The organism is Stenotrophomonas sp. YJH_SMC_110, assembly GCF_059369255.1.
In genome coordinates this window covers 43,256-59,883 of sequence record NZ_JCAFSM010000001.1, presented here as the reverse complement: position 1 = coordinate 59,883, position 16,628 = coordinate 43,256, and the positions used below count along the sequence as shown (strand labels likewise).

The 16,628-nt window shown below is 66.7% G+C and carries 21 protein-coding genes and 1 tRNA gene; 19 read left to right on the top strand and 3 right to left on the bottom strand.

Features of this window, described 5'->3' with window-relative positions; genetic code table 11:
* Nucleotides 1-63: 63 nt before the first annotated feature.
* The 14 genes from AC5P6H_RS00265 to queC all read left to right on the top strand — a co-directional run bounded on the left by AC5P6H_RS00265 (nt 64) and on the right by queC (nt 12,538).
* Nucleotides 64-795 carry a YebC/PmpR family DNA-binding transcriptional regulator gene (locus tag AC5P6H_RS00265; RefSeq protein WP_014648165.1) on the top strand — a complete coding sequence of 244 codons (732 nt, stop codon included), beginning with the start codon at nt 64-66 and terminating at the stop codon, nt 793-795.
* A gap of 105 nt (nt 796-900) precedes the next feature.
* Complete coding sequence (ruvC, locus tag AC5P6H_RS00260; RefSeq protein WP_014648164.1) at nt 901-1,422, top strand: crossover junction endodeoxyribonuclease RuvC; 522 nt, start codon at nt 901-903, stop codon at nt 1,420-1,422.
* Nucleotides 1,423-1,435: 13 nt separating this feature from the next.
* Complete coding sequence (gene ruvA / locus AC5P6H_RS00255) at nt 1,436-2,029, top strand: Holliday junction branch migration protein RuvA (protein WP_014648163.1); 594 nt, start codon at nt 1,436-1,438, stop codon at nt 2,027-2,029.
* Between the two features lie 49 nt (nt 2,030-2,078).
* Nucleotides 2,079-3,998 (top strand): potassium transporter Kup, encoded by a 1,920-nt coding sequence (locus AC5P6H_RS00250; protein ID WP_049440338.1) that lies wholly within the window; start codon nt 2,079-2,081, stop codon nt 3,996-3,998.
* 136 nt (nt 3,999-4,134) lie between these two features.
* Entirely contained in the window at nt 4,135-5,175 is a 1,041-nt protein-coding gene (ruvB, locus tag AC5P6H_RS00245) for a Holliday junction branch migration DNA helicase RuvB (RefSeq protein WP_014648161.1), read from the top strand.
* Entirely contained in the window at nt 5,165-5,596 is a 432-nt protein-coding gene (gene ybgC, locus AC5P6H_RS00240) for a tol-pal system-associated acyl-CoA thioesterase (RefSeq protein WP_014648160.1), read from the top strand. Before ruvB ends, ybgC begins: the two co-directional genes overlap by 11 nt.
* 10 nt (nt 5,597-5,606) lie before the next feature.
* The gene (gene tolQ / locus AC5P6H_RS00235; protein ID WP_005410752.1) at nt 5,607-6,386 is read left to right on the top strand and encodes a protein TolQ; all 780 of its coding nucleotides are present in this window, start codon (nt 5,607-5,609) and stop codon (nt 6,384-6,386) included.
* Between the two features lie 24 nt (nt 6,387-6,410).
* Nucleotides 6,411-6,839 (top strand): protein TolR, encoded by a 429-nt coding sequence (tolR, locus tag AC5P6H_RS00230; RefSeq protein WP_006438804.1) that lies wholly within the window; start codon nt 6,411-6,413, stop codon nt 6,837-6,839.
* Entirely contained in the window at nt 6,829-7,884 is a 1,056-nt protein-coding gene (tolA, locus tag AC5P6H_RS00225; RefSeq protein WP_014648159.1) for a cell envelope integrity protein TolA, read from the top strand. The genes tolR and tolA overlap by 11 nt, the downstream gene beginning before the upstream one ends.
* Before the next feature lie 285 nt (nt 7,885-8,169).
* Complete coding sequence (gene tolB / locus AC5P6H_RS00220) at nt 8,170-9,489, top strand: Tol-Pal system beta propeller repeat protein TolB (RefSeq protein WP_014038220.1); 1,320 nt, start codon at nt 8,170-8,172, stop codon at nt 9,487-9,489.
* Between the two features lie 64 nt (nt 9,490-9,553).
* On the top strand, nt 9,554-10,072 hold the full coding sequence (gene pal / locus AC5P6H_RS00215) for a peptidoglycan-associated lipoprotein Pal (protein ID WP_014648158.1): 519 nt from the start codon (nt 9,554-9,556) through the stop codon (nt 10,070-10,072).
* A gap of 3 nt (nt 10,073-10,075) precedes the next feature.
* A complete protein-coding gene (gene ybgF / locus AC5P6H_RS00210) occupies nt 10,076-10,894 on the top strand; it encodes a tol-pal system protein YbgF (protein WP_049406165.1) in 819 nt (272 codons plus the stop codon).
* 198 nt (nt 10,895-11,092) lie between these two features.
* Nucleotides 11,093-11,794 carry a 7-carboxy-7-deazaguanine synthase QueE gene (gene queE / locus AC5P6H_RS00205; protein WP_046432157.1) on the top strand — a complete coding sequence of 234 codons (702 nt, stop codon included), beginning with the start codon at nt 11,093-11,095 and terminating at the stop codon, nt 11,792-11,794.
* Nucleotides 11,795-11,872: 78 nt separating this feature from the next.
* A complete protein-coding gene (gene queC, locus AC5P6H_RS00200; RefSeq protein ID WP_032958954.1) occupies nt 11,873-12,538 on the top strand; it encodes a 7-cyano-7-deazaguanine synthase QueC in 666 nt (221 codons plus the stop codon).
* Between the two features lie 142 nt (nt 12,539-12,680).
* Here queC and AC5P6H_RS00195 read toward each other — a convergent pair whose 3' ends face one another.
* Nucleotides 12,681-13,637: a DUF2268 domain-containing putative Zn-dependent protease gene (locus AC5P6H_RS00195; protein ID WP_495202206.1), complete on the bottom strand. Its 957-nt coding sequence runs from the start codon at nt 13,635-13,637 to the stop codon at nt 12,681-12,683.
* A 177-nt stretch (nt 13,638-13,814) separates the two neighbouring features.
* Here AC5P6H_RS00195 and AC5P6H_RS00190 point away from each other — a divergent pair.
* Nucleotides 13,815-13,890, top strand: a tRNA-Lys gene (locus AC5P6H_RS00190).
* Nucleotides 13,891-14,177: 287 nt separating this feature from the next.
* On the opposite strand, the gene AC5P6H_RS00185 is transcribed toward AC5P6H_RS00190, so the two are convergent.
* Entirely contained in the window at nt 14,178-14,411 is a 234-nt protein-coding gene (locus AC5P6H_RS00185; protein WP_032958956.1) for a hypothetical protein, read from the bottom strand.
* 88 nt (nt 14,412-14,499) lie between these two features.
* Nucleotides 14,500-15,006: a hypothetical protein gene (locus tag AC5P6H_RS00180; protein ID WP_041863715.1), complete on the bottom strand. Its 507-nt coding sequence runs from the start codon at nt 15,004-15,006 to the stop codon at nt 14,500-14,502.
* Nucleotides 15,007-15,091: 85 nt separating this feature from the next.
* Between AC5P6H_RS00180 and AC5P6H_RS00175 the strand changes: the two genes are divergently transcribed.
* The 4 genes from AC5P6H_RS00175 (at nt 15,092) to AC5P6H_RS00160 (ending at nt 16,626) form a co-directional block, all read left to right on the top strand.
* Nucleotides 15,092-15,352 (top strand): helix-turn-helix domain-containing protein, encoded by a 261-nt coding sequence (locus AC5P6H_RS00175; protein ID WP_032958958.1) that lies wholly within the window; start codon nt 15,092-15,094, stop codon nt 15,350-15,352.
* Nucleotides 15,342-15,770, top strand: a complete 429-nt coding sequence (locus AC5P6H_RS00170) for a hypothetical protein (RefSeq protein WP_014038211.1) — start codon at nt 15,342-15,344, stop codon at nt 15,768-15,770. Before AC5P6H_RS00175 ends, AC5P6H_RS00170 begins: the two co-directional genes overlap by 11 nt.
* Nucleotides 15,771-15,895: 125 nt before the next feature.
* On the top strand, nt 15,896-16,093 hold the full coding sequence (locus AC5P6H_RS00165; protein WP_014038210.1) for a hypothetical protein: 198 nt from the start codon (nt 15,896-15,898) through the stop codon (nt 16,091-16,093).
* A complete protein-coding gene (locus AC5P6H_RS00160; RefSeq protein WP_014648117.1) occupies nt 16,090-16,626 on the top strand; it encodes a glycoside hydrolase family protein in 537 nt (178 codons plus the stop codon). Before AC5P6H_RS00165 ends, AC5P6H_RS00160 begins: the two co-directional genes overlap by 4 nt.
* Nucleotides 16,627-16,628: the final 2 nt, after the last annotated feature.

Sequence of the window (16,628 nt, the reverse complement as noted above, 5' to 3'; positions counted from 1 at the left end):
GTTGCAGCGCCCGATCAGGTAGAATCCGCGCCTTGATCCTGAAGCAGCCAGACGGTAGCACCCATGGGTAGAGGCCCCTCCATCGAAGCCCGCAAGAACGCGTCCGACGCGAAGCGCGGCAAGATTTTCACCAAGATCATCCGCGAGATCGGCGTTGCCGCGCGCGGCGGTGGAGGCGACCCCAACAACAACCCGCGCCTGCGCGTGGCGGTGGACAAGGGCCTGGCCGTGAACATGTCCAAGGACGTGATCGAGCGCGCCATCAAGAAGGCCACCGGTGAACTGGAAGGCGTCGACTACGAGGAAATCCGCTACGAGGGCTATGCCCCGGGTGGCGTGGCCGTGATCGTCGACTGCCTGACCGACAACCGCGTGCGCACCGTGGCCGACGTCCGCCATGCGTTCAGCAAGTGCGGCGGCAACATGGGTACCGAAGGCTCGGTGGCCTTCATGTTCAAGCGCCTGGGCGTGCTCAGCTTTGCCCCGGGTGCCGACGAGGAAGCCATCACCGAAGCAGCCATCGAGGCCGGCGCCGACGACATCGTGGTCTACCCCGATGACGGCTCGATCGACGTGGTCACCAGCCCTGACGCGTTCAACGCAGTCAAGGACGCAATGGTCGCCGCCGGGCATGTCGCCGACCACGCCGAGATCACCTTCCGCGCCGACAACGACATCAAGGTCGAAGGCGAGGTCGCCCTGCAGGTCAAGAAGCTGCTGGACATGCTCGAAGACCTGGACGACGTGCAGGACGTGTATTCCAACGCCGAACTCGGCGCCGACGCCTACGCCTGAGCCGTCCTCGACGGCCTGGGCGCGGGCCGTTGAACGGTCACCGCGGACAGTCATGAGCCCATACGCCTGCCAGCGCCCCCCGTTCCGCCCCGCCAGGAGCGCGGCATGACCCGCATCCTCGGCATCGACCCCGGTTCGCAGCGGACCGGGGTCGGCATCATCGATGTCGACGCCGCCGGCCGCGTCAGTTACGTGCACCACCAGCCGCTGGTGCTGCTGGGCGCCGACGACTTCCCGCAGCGCATGAAACTGCTGGTGCTGGGCCTGGCCGATCTGTGCCGCGAGTACCAGCCCAATGAAGTGGCCATCGAAAAGGTGTTCATGGCGCGCAATCCCGATTCGGCGCTGAAGCTGGGCCAGGCCCGCGGCGCGGCGATCTCGGCCGTGGTGCTGCGCGACCTGCCGGTGCACGAATACGCCGCCAGCGAGATCAAGCTCGCGGTGGTCGGGCGCGGTGGTGCCGAAAAGCAACAGGTTCAACACATGGTCGGGCTCATGCTCAACCTGAAAACCAAGCTGCAGGCCGACGCGGCCGACGCGTTGGCGGTGGCGATCACCCATGCCCACGTAAGGGCGACGGCCAACCGCCTGGGGCTCAGTGCCCGCCAGGCGTGGGGCCGCAAATGAGGAGCTGCACGCAATGATCGGTCGACTGCGCGGCATCGTCGCCTACAAGGCGCCGCCGTGGCTGGTGGTGGACGTGAACGGAGTGGGCTACGAACTGGAGGCGCCGATGAGCACCTTCTACGACCTGCCCGAGCTCGGCCGCGAGGTCACCCTGTACACCCATTACTCGCAGAAGGAAGACAGCGTCTCGCTGTACGGCTTCCTGCGAGAGGGCGAGCGGCGCCTGTTCCGCGACGTGCAGAAGGTCAGCGGCATCGGCGCGAAGATCGCGCTGGCCGTGCTGTCCGGTGTCAGCGTCGAAGAATTCGCGCGCATGGTCCAGGCCGGCGACATCACCGCGCTGACCCGCATCCCGGGTATCGGCAAGAAGACCGCCGAACGCATGGTGCTGGAACTGCGTGACCGCGCGGCCCAGTTCGGTGCCGGCGGCGCGCTGCCCACCGGCAGTGGTCCGGCCCCGGCCGATCCGCTGTCCGATGCCACCGTGGCCCTGCAGCAGCTGGGCTACAAGCCGGCCGAAGCGGCCCGCATGGCCCGCGATGCCTTCAATGAAGGCGACGAAGTGGCCACCGTGATCCGCAAGGCGCTGCAGTCCGCGCTGCGCTGAACCGCGTCCCTTTCCCCCAACCTACCGCCTGAGCTTCGCCAGGAGTCCCATGTCCAGCAGTCAAACCCCGCACGCAGCCGCCCCCGGCGGCCATGGCCACGCCCCCTCCACTGGAGGACTGGCGCTGGTCATCGGTGCGATCGGCGTGGTGTTCGGCGATATCGGTACCAGCCCCCTGTACACCCTGAAGGAGGCGTTCTCGCCACACTACGGGCTCAACAGCGACCACGACACCGTGCTGGGCGTGCTGTCGCTGGCGTTCTGGGCGCTGAACCTGGTGGTGACCCTGAAGTACGTCACCATCATCATGCGCGCCGACAACGATGGCGAAGGCGGCATCATGGCGCTGATGGCGCTGACCCAACGCACGCTGCGCAACGGCTCGCGCTCGGCTTATGTGGTGGGCATCCTCGGCATCTTCGGCGCCTCGCTGTTCTTCGGCGACGGCGTGATCACCCCGGCCATGTCCGTGCTCAGTGCGGTCGAAGGCCTGGAGGTGGCCGCGCCCGGACTTCATGTCTTCATCGTGCCGGTCACCCTGGTGGTGCTGCTGGCGGTGTTCGCCGCGCAACGCTTCGGTACCGAGAAGATCGGCAAGGCGTTCGGCCCGATCATGGCAATCTGGTTCGTGTCGCTGGCGGCAATCGGCATCTACAACATCGTCGATGCGCCCGAGGTGCTGAAGGCCTTCAACCCCTGGTGGGGCATCCGCTTCTTCATGGAGCACGGCTGGCACGGCATCTTCATTCTCGGTGCAGTGGTGCTGGCGGTGACCGGCGGCGAAGCGCTGTATGCGGACATGGGCCACTTCGGGCTGCGCCCGATCCGCCACGCCTGGTACTTCTTCGTGCTGCCGTGCCTGGTGCTGAACTACCTGGGGCAGGGCGCACTGGTGCTCAACCACCCCGAGGCCCTGAAGAACCCGTTCTTCGAGGCAGTGCCGTCGTGGGCGCTGTACCCGATGATCATCCTGGCCACCATGGCGGCGGTGATCGCCTCGCAGTCGGTCATCACCGGCGCATTCTCGGTCTCGCGCCAGGCCATGCAGCTGGGCTACATCCCGCGCATGCGCATCAAGCACACCTCGCACGACACCATCGGCCAGATCTACATCCCGGGCATCAACTGGGGCATTGCGGTGATGGTGTTCGGGCTGGTGCTGGCGTTCCGCAGTTCGTCCAACCTGGCCGTGGCGTACGGCATTTCGGTGTCGGCCACGATGCTGATCGACACCCTGCTGCTGGCCGTGGTGGCGCGGACGTTGTGGCCGAGGTCGCGTGGCTGGCTGCTGCCGCTGTGCGTGGTGTTCTTCATCATCGACCTCGGCTTCGTCATCGCCAACGGCGCCAAGCTGCTGCAGGGCGCCTGGTTCCCGGTGGTGCTGGGCATCTTCCTGTTCACCATGATGCGCACCTGGCGCCGTGGCCGCGAGCTGCTGCGCGACGAGATCCGCAAGGACGGCATCCGCCTGGATACCTTCCTGCCGGGCCTGATGCTGGCCCCGCCGGTGCGCGTGCCGGGCACCGCGGTGTTCCTCACCGCCGACCCGACCGTGGCGCCGCATGCGCTGATGCACAACCTCAAGCACAACAAGGTGCTGCACGAGCGCAACGTGTTCCTGCACGTGGAAACCCTGCCGATCCCGTATGCGATGGAAGGGCAGCGGCTGAAGATCGAATCGGTGGGTGACGAGTTCTACCGCGTCTACGTGCGCTTCGGCTTCATGGAGACCCCGGACGTGCCGCTGGCGCTGATGCGCTCGTGCGATCACGGTGGCATCTATTTTGATCCGATGGACACTACCTTCTTCGCCAGCCGCGAGACCATCGTCGCCACCGCCAACCGCGGCATGCCGATCTGGCGTGACAAGCTGTTCGCGCTGATGCATCGCAACGCCGCCCCGGCCACCGGCTTCTTCCGGATTCCGGGCAACCGCCTGGTCGAACTCGGGGCCCAGGTCGAGATCTGACGCGCGCGGGGTCGGATCCCTTTTCCGCAGGAAAAGGGCTCTGACCCCATGTTCCCGGTGTTCCGGTCCGGGGTCAGAGCCGTTTTCCTCTGGAAAACGGATCCGACCCCATACGCTTTTGCCGCATAATCAGCACATGACCGACGACCGCATCATCGGCGCCGGCGCCACCCGCGAGGATGACGCCGCCGACGCCAGCATCCGCCCCAGGCGCTTGGCCGACTACCTCGGCCAGGCCCCGGTGCGCGAGCAGCTGGAGATCTACATCGAAGCGGCCAAGGCCCGTGGCGACGCGCTCGACCATGTGCTGATCTTCGGGCCGCCCGGCCTGGGCAAGACCACGCTCAGCCACGTCATCGCCAACGAGCTGGGCGTGGCCCTGCGGGTGACCTCCGGCCCGGTGATCGAGAAGGCCGGCGACCTCGCTGCACTGCTGACCAACCTGCAGCCGCACGACGTGCTGTTCGTGGACGAGATCCACCGCCTGTCGCCGGTGGTCGAGGAAGTGCTGTACCCGGCGATGGAGGACTTCCAGATCGACATCATGATCGGCGAGGGCCCCGCCGCCCGTTCGATCAAGATCGACCTGCCGCCGTTCACCCTGATCGGCGCCACCACCCGCGCGGGCCTGCTGACCGCGCCGCTGCGCGACCGTTTCGGCATCGTCCAGCGCCTGGAGTTCTACAGCGTCGAAGAGCTGACCCGGATCGTGCGCCGTTCGGCCACCATCCTCGGCATCGACTGCACCGCCGATGGCGCCGGCGAGATCGCGCGCCGCGCGCGTGGCACCCCGCGCATCGCCAACCGGCTGCTGCGCCGCGTGCGCGACTACGCGCAGGTGAAGGCCGGCGGCCACATCGACGAGGCCGTGGCACAGGCCGCGATGAAGATGCTCAAGGTCGATCCGGAGGGCTTCGACGAGCTCGACCGGCGCCTGCTCAAGACCCTGGTCGACTACTTCGACGGCGGCCCGGTCGGCATCGAATCGCTGGCCGCGGCGCTGTCCGAAGAGCGTGGCACGCTGGAAGACGTGGTCGAGCCGTACCTGATCCAGCAGGGCTTCCTGGTGCGTACCGCGCGCGGCCGCATGGCCACCCACAAGGCTTACCGGCACATGGGCCTGAAGCCGAAGAACCCGCCGCAGGACCTGTTCGCGGAGGTTCCCGATGTCGGTTGAGCCCCGATTCAGTTGGCCGACACGCATTTACTGGGAAGATACCGACGCAGGTGGCGTGGTCTACCACGCCCGCTACGTGGCCTTCATGGAACGGGCCCGGACCGAATGGATGCGTGCGCTCGGCTACGGCCAGGAGCGCATGCGCGCCGAGCACGGGATGGTCTTCGCGGTGCGCTCGATGCAGATGGATTTCATCAGGCCGGCACGGCTGGATGACACCCTGCAGGTGACTGCCCGCCTGGTCCAGCTGAAGAAGGCCAGCATGGTCTTCGACCAGCAGATCCTGCGCGACGGCGAGCTGCTGCTGTCCGCGCAGGTCCGCATCGCCGCACTGGAAGCGGCCAGTTTCCGCCCTCGTGGCATGGACGATGCCGTCCTTGCCGTGCTGCAACCCCACCTCCACCCCGAATCCGAACATTGAGGAACAACGGATGATCGCAACGCTCCTGGCCCTGCAGGCCACGGTCACCGAGGCACTGCCGGCCGACGTCAGCAACGCCGCGACACAGACCCTTGCCCAGGCCACCACCGGCGGCGGCATCAACTACCTCGAACTGATGGCCAAGGCCAGCCTGCCGGTGAAGATCATCGTGCTGCTGCTGCTGGTCGGCTCGTTCGTCAGCTGGGTGATCATTTTCCGCAAGGCCCGCGTGTTCAAGCAGGCCACCCGCGAAGCCGACGAGTTCGAGAACCGTTTCTGGTCCGGCGCCGACCTGGGCAAGCTGTACAGCGCAGCCACCGACCGCAGCCGCAGCGTGACCGGCCTGGAAGCCATCTTCGAAGCCGGTTTCCGCGAGTACACCCGCCTGCGCGACAAGCGCCGGCTGGATGGCCGTGCGCAGCTTGAAGGCGCGCAGCGCGCGATGCGCACCACCTATACCCGCGAAGTGGACCAGCTCGAGCGCAACCTGGAGCTGCTGGCCAACATCGGCTCGACTGCCCCGTACGTGGGCCTGGTCGGTACCGTGTTCGGCATCATGGTGACCATGCACGACATGATCAGCAGCGGTGCCCAGGCCGGTATCGCCGCCGTCGCGCCGGGCATCTCCGAGGCACTGTTCGCCACCGCCATCGGCCTGTTCGTGGCGATCCCGGCGGTGTGGGCCTACAACCGCTTCACCACCCGCGTGGAGCGCATGTCGGTGCGGTTCGAGACCTTCGCCGAAGAGTTCAGCTCCATCCTGCAGCGCCAGAGCGCTGGCGACGAGTAAGCGCCTGACCCGGGAGTCCAAGCCATGTCCGCTGCCATCGGTCGCCGCAAGCGCCGCAAGCTGAAATCGGAAATCAACGTCGTTCCCTACATCGACGTCATGCTGGTGCTGCTGATCATCTTCATGGTCACCGCACCGCTGCTCACCCTGAGCTTCGACGTCGACCTGCCGCAGTCCAACGCCAAGGCGCTGGAGAGCAAGCAGGACCCGGTGATCGTCTCGGTGCGCCAGGACGGCCAGCTCAGCCTGAAGCTGCCCGACGCCAAGGAGCCGGCCGCCGTGTCGGCCGAGGAACTGGAAGGCCGCCTGGCCGGCATCGCCGCCCAGGACAAGGGCGTGCGCGTGATCGTCGCCGCCGACCGCGCCGTGGCCTATGAGAAGGTCATTGCCGCGATGGACGTGATCAAGCGCGCCAAGGTAGACAAGGTAGGCCTGGCCACCGATGCACGCTGACGCCCTGCCACCCCCGCATCAGCGCGAACCCGGCTGGGGTCTGCCCCTGGCGCTGGCTTTGCTGGTGCACCTGCTGGTCGCGCTGGTCTTCATCGTGGCCTGGCTGTGGTCGCCCCAGCGCAACACCGATGCCGCCGCTGGCGACCCCTCGGTCGAGGCCAGCCTGGCGCTGTCCGCCTCCGAGGCGTCCGCCGCACGCCAGGCGCTGCGCCAGTCGGAGAAGCTGGAGGACCTGCCGCCGCCGGTCGCCGAGCCGATCCCGGTGCCGGAAGACACCATTCCGCCGCCGCAGCCGATTCCCGAGCCGCGCCCGCAGGACGCGCCCACGCCCCAGCAGCAACAGGCGCAGGAGCGTGTTGCGCAGCCGGACACCAAGGACCAGGAAGCGGTGAGCGCACTGGCCATCTCGCAGGAGAAGGCCAAGCAGGAACAGGAAGCCAAGCGCCGCCAGGAGCAGATCGACCTGACCGAACGCAAGCGCCAGGAAGAAGCGGAGCAGAAGCTGCGCCTGGCCAAGCAGCAGGAAGCGGACGAGAAGAAGAAGCAGGCCGAGCAGGAGCGCGTCGCGGCTGACAAGGCCGAGGCCGAGAAGCAGAAGAAGATCGCCGAGATCCGTGCCCGCCGCGAGCAGGCCGAGAAGGAAGCCAAGCTGGCCGAGCGGAAGCTGCGCGAGGTCGCCGCCGCGCGCAATGCCGCAGGCAGTGCCGCTGCCGGCTCCAGCGGCGCTTCCCAGCCGGCGGCCGGTGGTGGTGGCAACAGCGACGATCTTTCAGCCAAGTACGCCGCAGCGATCCAGGCCAAGGTGCTGTCGCAGTGGGTGCGCCCGGATACGGTGCCGCTGGGCCAGCGTTGCCAGATCACCATCACCCAGATTCCGGGCGGCACGGTGATGCAGGCCAAGGTCAGCCCGAACTGCCCCTATGACGAGGCCGGCAAGCGTTCGATCGAGGCCGCGGTGCTCAATGCGCAGCCACTGCCGTACCGCGGCTTCGAGTCGGTGTTCGCGCGTACGCTCAACTTCACCTTTACCGCCCAGGATCGCTGAGGCGGGCAGGGCAGGGGTGGCCTCGGGCCACTCCTGCCCACGGATGTCGCGCTTGCCTCTGGCGTGCTCGGTTTCGGCCGGGCAGGCTGCAGGCTGCTGTCGAACACCGCCCCGAGGGGCGGCGTGACCGGGGCAGGCAGGTGCGATGTTAGCCACGACGTTAACGGTGCGTGAGAGGACGGGCTGGAACTGACCCGGAATTCACGTACCCTTGGTTCATGATTGCGAAGCGGTTCACTCCCGCTTTGTTATCCCTCGTTCCGGTTTCCCCCTATTGAGCGCTCCATGAAAAAGATGCCTCGCTGGCTTGCCGTGTTTGCGGCCCTGTTGCTGCCCTTTGCTGCCGTCGCGCAGCAGAAGGGGCTGGATATCGACATCATCGGCGGCAATGCCTCCGCCCTGCCGATCACCATCGTGCCGATGCCCTACCAGGGTTCGTCGGCCGCTCCGCAGACCGACGTCGCCGGCGTGGTCCGCGCCGACCTGGAGCGTTCGGGCCAGTTCCGCACGCTGCCGGAAGCGCAGATCGTCGAGAAGCCCGTGCGTGGCGGTGACATCCAGTTCGCCACCTGGCGCGCGCTGAAGCAGAACTACATCGTGGTCGGCCGCGTGCTCGATGCCGGTGCCGGTGCCTACCGCGTCGAGTACGAACTGTTCGACGTGCCCAAGGGCGAGCGCCTGCTGGGCCTGGCGATGACCGCCCGTGGCAACGCCATGCGCGACGTCGCCCACCAGATGGCCGACGCCATCTACGAGAAGATCACCGGCGTGCGCGGCGCCTTCTGGACCCGCATCGCCTACGTGACCGCCAGCGGCAAGGGCGATGCCATGCGCTATGCGCTGATGGTGGCCGACTCCGACGGCTACAACCCGCAGACCATCGTGCGTTCGGCCGAGCCGCTGCTGTCGCCGTCGTGGAGCCCGGATGGCAGCAAGCTGGCCTACGTCAGCTTCGAGCGTGGCAATTCGGCGATCTACATCCAGAACATCGGCACCGGTGCGCGCGAACTGGTCACCAGCTTCCGCGGCATCAACAGCGCCCCGGCGTTCTCACCCGATGGCCGCAAGCTGGCCCTGACCCTGTCGCGTTCGGGCAACCCGGAAATCTACGTGATGGACCTGGGCAGCAAGCAGCTGACCCAGCTGACCAACCACTTCGCCATCGACACCGAGCCGACCTGGGCGCCGGATGGCAGCGCGGTGTACTTCACCTCCGACCGCGGCGGCCGCCCGCAGGTCTACAAGGTCGGCGCCGGTGGCGGCAGTGCCGAGCGCGTGACCTTCCAGGGCAACTACAATGCCAAGCCCTCGGTGTCCTACGACGGCAAGAAGATCGCCGTTGCGCAGGGCTCGGGCAACAGCTACAAGATCGCGATGATGGACAGCTCGCTGGGTTCGCCCCGCTGGAGCACGCTGTCCCCGGGTTCGCTGGATGAATCTCCGAGCTTTGCGCCCAACGCAAGCATGGTGTTGTACGCCGCCCGCGAGGGTGGCCGTGGTGTGCTGTACGCCGTTTCCGCCGATGCGCGCGTGCGCCAGCGGTTGGTTCTGGCTGACGGAGATGTGCGCGAACCGGCATGGTCCCCATACCGTACCCAGCGCTAAAAGAGTGTTAATATTTTCGCTGTCTTGAACCCCTCATCGGCCTAGGAGCCACAAAGGTATCGCCATGAACAAGTCCACCCGCGTTCTGCTTGTTTCCCTGCTGTCTGTGGCCGTCCTGGCCGGTTGCTCGAAGAAGGTGAAGGAAGAGCCGGCAACCCCGGTCGACACCGGCACCTCCACCACCACCCCGACCGGTCCGTCGACCTCCGGCCTGTACGGCCCGGGCGACCTGGACACCGACGCTTGCCTGCGCCAGCGCGTTGTCTACTTCGACCTGGACAAGGAAGACGTGAAGCCGGAATTCCAGGCCATCATGGCTTGCCACGCCAAGTACCTGCGTGACCGTCCGTCCTCGCGCATCACCCTGCAGGGCCACACCGACGAACGCGGTTCGCGCGCGTACAACCAGGCCCTGGGTGAGCGTCGTGGCAACGGCGTCAACTCGGCCCTGCAGGCCAACGGTGGCTCGGCTTCGCAGCTGACCGTCGTGTCCTACGGTGAAGAGCGTCCGGTCTGCACCGAGTCGAACGAGTCCTGCTGGTCGCAGAACCGTCGCGTCGAAATCGTCTACACCGCGCAGTAATCCATGCGCATTGGCATCAAACTGATGCTGGTCGTTGCGGCAGCCCTCGTGGCTGCCGCACCGGCGCATGCACAGCGACAGAGCCTGGCCGACCGTGTCGGCGCGCTCGAGCAGCAGATGTACAACAACAGCGCCAACCAGGACCTGTTGAACCAGATCAATCAGCTGCGGCAGCAGGTCACCAGCCTGCAGGCCTCGATCGAGCAGTTGCAGCACGACAACGCCCAGCTCAAGCAGTCCGCCCAGGACCAGTACCTGGATCTGGACAGCCGCCTGAACCGGTTGGAAGGGGGCAATGCCGCCCCGGCCCTGCCGCCCGTTCCGGCGAGCGCGCCGAAGGCCGCACCGGCCCCGGCAAAACCCGCAGCGGCGGCCACTTCCGAGCGGCCGCCTTCCGTCCACGGTGATGCCGGCAGTCTTGCCGCCACCGGCGACGAGCGCACCTCCTACAACGTCGCCTTCGATTCGCTGAAGGCCGGCAAGTACGATGATTCGGCGCAGTTGTTCCTGAGCTTCCTGCAGCTGTACCCGAACGGCGTCTATGCGCCGAACGCGCTGTACTGGCTGGGCGAGAGCTACTACGCCACCCGCAACTTCCCGATGGCCGAGACCCAGTTCCGCGAACTGCTCTCGCGCTATCCGACCCACGACAAGGCCGCCGGCGGCCTGCTCAAGGTCGGCCTCTCGCAGTATGGCGAGGGCAAGGTCGACCAGGCCCAGCAGACGCTGGAGGCCGTCGTGGCGCAGTACCCCGGCTCGGACGCCGCGCGCACCGCGCAGGACCGTCTGCAGTCCATCCGCCTCGGCAAGCAGATCCGCTGACCCGGCGTACAATAGGTGTCCTGTAGAGCCGAGCCCACGCTCGGCTGCTTTCGTTTCCGGTTCGGCAACCCCGCCCGGATCCGGCAGCGCCGGGCCCTGTCTGCCCGGTTGTTTTCGTAGAGCCGAGCCATGCTCGGCTGCGTTCGTTACCGGCCACGGTAGCCCACCCGCCACGTGTCCCACCAAGAAGTACCCGCCATGACCGCCGTTACTCCGTCCAGCGCCGCCGCCACGCCCAGTGAGATCGTGCAGTCGCCCCTGCCACGCCTGAAGATCACCGAGATCTTCACCTCGCTGCAGGGCGAAGCCGATACCGCCGGCTGGCCAACCGTGTTCGTGCGCCTGACCGGCTGCCCGCTGCGTTGCCAGTACTGCGACACCGCCTATGCCTTCCACGGCGGCACCTGGTGGGATATCGACGACATCGTGGCCGAGGTGCTGGCCCAGGGCGTGCGCCACGTCTGCGTGACCGGTGGCGAGCCGTTGGCGCAGAAGCGCTGCCTGGTGCTGTTGGAAAAGCTGTGCGATGCCGGCATGGACGTCTCGCTGGAAACTTCCGGTGCGCTGGACGTCAGCGCGGTGGACCCGCGGGTGTCGCGCGTCGTCGACATCAAGACGCCGGGTTCGGCCGAAGCCGCCCGCAACCGCCTGGAAAACCTGCCGCTGCTGACCGCCCGCGACCAGATCAAGTTCGTCATCTGCAACCGCGAGGACTACGACTGGGCCAAGGCGATGGTCGCCGAGCACGGCCTGGTGCAGCGCTGCACCGTGTTCTTCTCGCCCAGCAAGGGCGAGATCACCGCGCGGCAGCTGGCCGACTGGATTGTCGAAGACCGGCTGCCGGTGCGCTTCCAGATGCAGTTGCATAAAATCCTGTGGAACGACGAGCCGGGCCGATGAGCCGGCGCAGCGTTCCCTGATGTAACTCCGGCGCGGGACAGCGTGCTGGCTTTCCCCTCCCAACCGGATGTTTTTCCCATGAAGAAGGCAGTCGTGCTTCTCTCCGGCGGCATGGATTCAGCCGCCGTCATCGCCATGGCCCAGGAACAGGGCTTCGCCGTGCATGCCCTGAGCGTGCGCTATGGCCAGCGCCATACCTCCGAACTGGACGCTGCCGCCCGCGTGGCCAAGGCCCAGGGCGTGGTCGCACACAAGACCGTGGACGTGGACCTGCGCAGCATCGGCGGCTCGGCACTGACCGACGACATCGACGTGCCGGAGGCCGGCGGTGCCGGCATTCCGGTCACCTACGTGCCGGCGCGCAACACCATCATGCTGTCGCTGGCCCTGGGCTGGGCCGAAGTGCTTGGCGCCAACGACATCTTCTGCGGCGTCAACGCCGTGGATTACTCCGGCTACCCGGACTGCCGCCCCGAGTTCGTGGCGGCGTTCCAGGCGCTGGCCAACCTGGCCACCAAGTCGGGCGTGGAAGGTGCGGGCATCAAGGTGCACGCACCGCTGCAGTTCCTCAGCAAGGGCCAGATCGTCAGCGAAGGCGTGCGCCTGGGCGTGGACTTCGGCCTGACCGTGTCCTGCTACAACGCCGACGCTCACGGCGCCGCCTGCGGTCATTGCGATGCCTGCCGCCTGCGCGCGCAGGGCTTTGCCGAGGCCGGCGTGCCCGACCCCACGCTGTACGCCTGACCGCGTCTGGTAGAGCCGGCCGCTGGCCGGCTTCACTGCAGGTGCGAACCGCCCCTTCTTGGTGGGTGCAAGCCGCCCCCTCTCGGTGGGTGCGCCCGCCCCCCTCTCGGTGGGTGCGAACCGTTGGTTCGCACTCCTTGACCTACCGGGCCTGCAACCATCCCGATGCCTCGATGAAGCCGCGCACCGCGTCCGGATCGGCGTAGTCCAGTTCGATCATCCGCGCGATGGCGGCCCCCTCGTCGGTCTGTTGGCGCATGTACTCCTGCGCGATGCGGTATCCGGCGTAGTAGCCCAGATCACTCACCCCGAACGGATTGCGCGCGCTGTTGTACAGCCAGTTGTCCAGGCTGTCACCGTGCATCTCGGCAAGGAAGCGCGTGCGGATTTGTGCCTCGTGCGCGGGCCCATAGGCGTACAGCGGCAGTGCCGGACGGCGACCGCTGATGCGCTCTGCCACGTATTCGGCCACGCCTTCGCGTACTGCGTACTGGGCCAGGCTGCCAGTGGTCTCGCGCTGCTGGGTATGCACGTACTCGTGCAGGTTGTTCTGCGCGTTGTTCGCACCGGGGAGGCTGTCGTAGAAGATCCGCAGGCGGCCGCGCATCGGCTCGGGCAGCTCGCTTACGTCCACGCGCTCATCGCCCAGCGCCATCTCCGCCCCGATCAACACCTTGTCGCCCAACGTGGTGCCGCCGGTACGCAGCACGCCCATCGCGTAGGTGATGGTGGCCGGACGCAGTGCAGGGTAGAGCGCGCGGAACGCGTCCAGGTCCCGGTCCAGCGTGGCGCTGGCCTGCTGCGCGTTCGCAGTCAACGGCCGTACCGAAGTCCAGAAGCGTGGCCATGACTGCATGGCCTCGGCGTATTCGCGGGCCGTGTAGTTGCGGACCTGCATCAGTGCATGCAGTCCGGGGCTGCCGGGATCGATGTAGCGTTGCTGGACCAGCACCACGCGGCGTTCGGCATCAGGTTCGGCGCGCACCGCGTCATAGGTGGCCCAGAAGCGGGCGATGTCGTCAGTGACGACCTGGGACGGCGAGGCCACTGCTGTGCAGGGCAACAGCAGGATGGCGATCAGACAGCAGGTGAGGCGCATCCGTGGCTCCGGGTGGTGAACATGGATGGGATGCGTGGAAGGCCCGGAAGGTTTAAGCGGGCTGACCCGACCGGGTAGTGCCGGCCGCTGACCGGGACACGCAACACCCCTGTACTTCGCGCGACCCGGCAAAGTAGGGTAGAATGCGGACCCCGCCGAAAGGCCGGGCGATGCATCGGGCCGTTAGCTCAGTCGGTAGAGCAGAAGACTTTTAATCTTTTGGTCGAAGGTTCGAATCCTTCACGGCCCACCATTGCATTGACGATCAAGGCGCCCAAGGGGCGCCTTTTTTGTTGCTTCCTTCAAAGCACTTCCGCAATGGGGGAAGCGCCGCTGCAACGATGCGGTGTTGCAGGTGCTATCGACTCCCCGGCGCCCGCTGGCAGCGGGTGCGGGGAAGCGGCGCTCCGCGCACCCGCTTCCGTCGCTGCTGCCCCCGCGTCGCTCACCTTAAAAAATTACCTTTAAGGTAAAAATATTGGTAATTTCAGGTAATTGATCTCATCAGAACCGGCCGTTTCCGGCCGGCCAGGGACGCTGTCAGCCGTAATGCGCGCGCAACAGCCCGGCATCGTGGAAGGAAATGCCCTCGCGGATGCACTCCTCCGCGCGCTCCATGTCCTTGTGCAACTGGATCAGTGCGTCGTCGGCGAGCTGCTCGATGTTGACCACACCGCAACATGCCTGATCGATCACATGCTGCATGGGTTCGCCCCAGCGTCGGCGTACGTTGCGGATCATGCGGCAATGCCACTCGCGCATGATCGCGTCCATGCGCCTCTCCCCGCGGACCACATGTGCGTCTCCCGCCACCACCCGCAATGCCGGCGCCGGGGTGCGCTCGCCGCGCAGTTCCTGGGTCCTAGCGGCCAACCGCTGTGCGAGCTCCTCGAGTCGCGTGTGAGTCATCCTTTGCCTCCCTGATCCGTCTTGCCAGAAGCTTCGTCAGGTCGAGCACATTGTCCGGTGCAGAGGGCTGACCGAACTCGTCCACGACCATGAATGCGGTCTCCAGCAGCACGGGATCGTAGATCCATTCCGGTGGATCGCCGACCAGCTCCAGGTAGTGCGAAAGCACCTTGACCGCAGCGCTCATTTTCTCGAAATCCAGTCCCGTAGATTGAGACTGAAGCGACACGTCTCCGTCCTGATCGACGCGATCCAGCGTTCCATGTGGAAGCTGCATCACTGATTCAAGATCGCGCGCAAGCCGATGGCCGATGCTCTTCGGGTTGCTCTCGGAAATCCACTGGCTGACCTGGGGCTGGGCCCAGCGGGTGCCACCGTACAGGCGGGCCCACTCGGCCGGGCCGCCGGCGGCGGCCACGCGGAGGCGCATGTTGAGGGTGCGAGCGGTACTGGCGTCCATCTGTAGATGGTGCGCTGCATTACCAATCCAGCAAATGACCAAAACGGTATTGACTATCCATTACCGTGGCAGTAATGTGTGGCCCATGAACCTCATCGACTACGCCATCTCCCAAGGGGGCTACGGCACCCCCAGCTGTCCCGTCATGCGCCGCCTGGCCCACCAGACCGGTTGCGCGCTGCGGACCCTCTACATGATCGCCCGCGGCCACAAGCTGCCCGGCGCGCGCCTGTGCCGGCGCATCGAGCTGGCCACTGCGGGCGCCGTGCGCCGCGAATCCCTGCGCCCGGATGTGTTCGGTCCGGCCCCGTCGCCCGTCAAAGGAGAAGCCACCCATGCAGCTTGATACGTTCGGTGAGTATGTCCGCAGCCGCCTGGAGCACTGGGGCGGCGAATATGCGCTGCATCGCGACTGCGAATACCTCGGCTTCCAGTCGCGCAACCTGCTGGCGGTGCTGATCGAGCATCGTGGTGACATGCCGGGGCGGGCCCAGGGCTACAAGCCTCTGGAAACCGATCAGCTGGCGCAGCAGATCGAAGACATCATCACGGCGGTCGCGCGTGACAACGTGGCGATGGCCTGTGCGCTGCGCGGCTACTACTGCGGGCGTGGCCGACGCAAGGTCGAACGATTCGAAACGGCGAATCTGCTGCTGGCCAACAGCGGGCAGCGGCCGGTATCCAACCGGCATTACCTCAACCTGGTCGAACTTGGCTTCCAGCGCGTACGTGGCTGGATGGAGGGCATCGCCCAGGCCGCATGAGCGGCGGAACCGATCTTCCGCCCGCCTCCCGACCGGAACAACCCTCGTGCCGAGCCGGCAGCGGGGCGGGCACCCCTTCGGGCCACGTCGATGCGACGCGGCCTGCATTCCCTCCAGGACCCATCATGAAAGAAGAAATCATCAGCACGGCCGGCGCGGCGGCCATCAAGTCGGCGCCGCCGGTTACCGTCGCCGGTGCGCTTGCAGCCGGCATCACCCTGGACCGCCTGGTCGTGGTCCTCACCATCATCTACCTGGCGGCGCAGATTGCCTATCTGGGCTGGCGCTGGCTGCGCGAATGGCGCCGCAGGGAGCGCGAATGAGCCGGCCCGGCAGTACATTGCCGGTACGCAGCCTGGTCGCCGCGCTTGCGCTGAGTGCTGCGGGCCTGATCGCCATCGTTGACCGCGAGGGATACACCGACGCCGCAGTGGTGCCAACGCGCAATGACCGACCCACCTATGGCTTCGGCTCGACCGTTCGCGAGGATGGCACGCCGGTGAGGCTGGGCGACCGCACCACGCCGGTACGCGCGCTGCATGCCGTGCAGGCTCATCTGGCAAGGGAGGAAGGGCAGTTCCGCGCGTCGCTGCCCGGTGTGGCGCTCAGCCAGGGCGAGTACGACGTCTATGTCGATTTCCTCTACCAGTACGGCATCGGCAACTGGCGCGCGTCGTCGATGCGCCGGCATCTGCTGCAGGGTGAGTATCACCAGGCCTGCGATGCCTTGCTGCTGTGGAGGCGGGCAGGGGGCTACGACTGTTCAACCCGCATCGACGGCCGCCCCAACACCGTGTGCTGGGGAGTGTGGGAGCGCCAGCAGCAGCGCCATGCGCGTTGCCTGGCGGAGCAGTGACC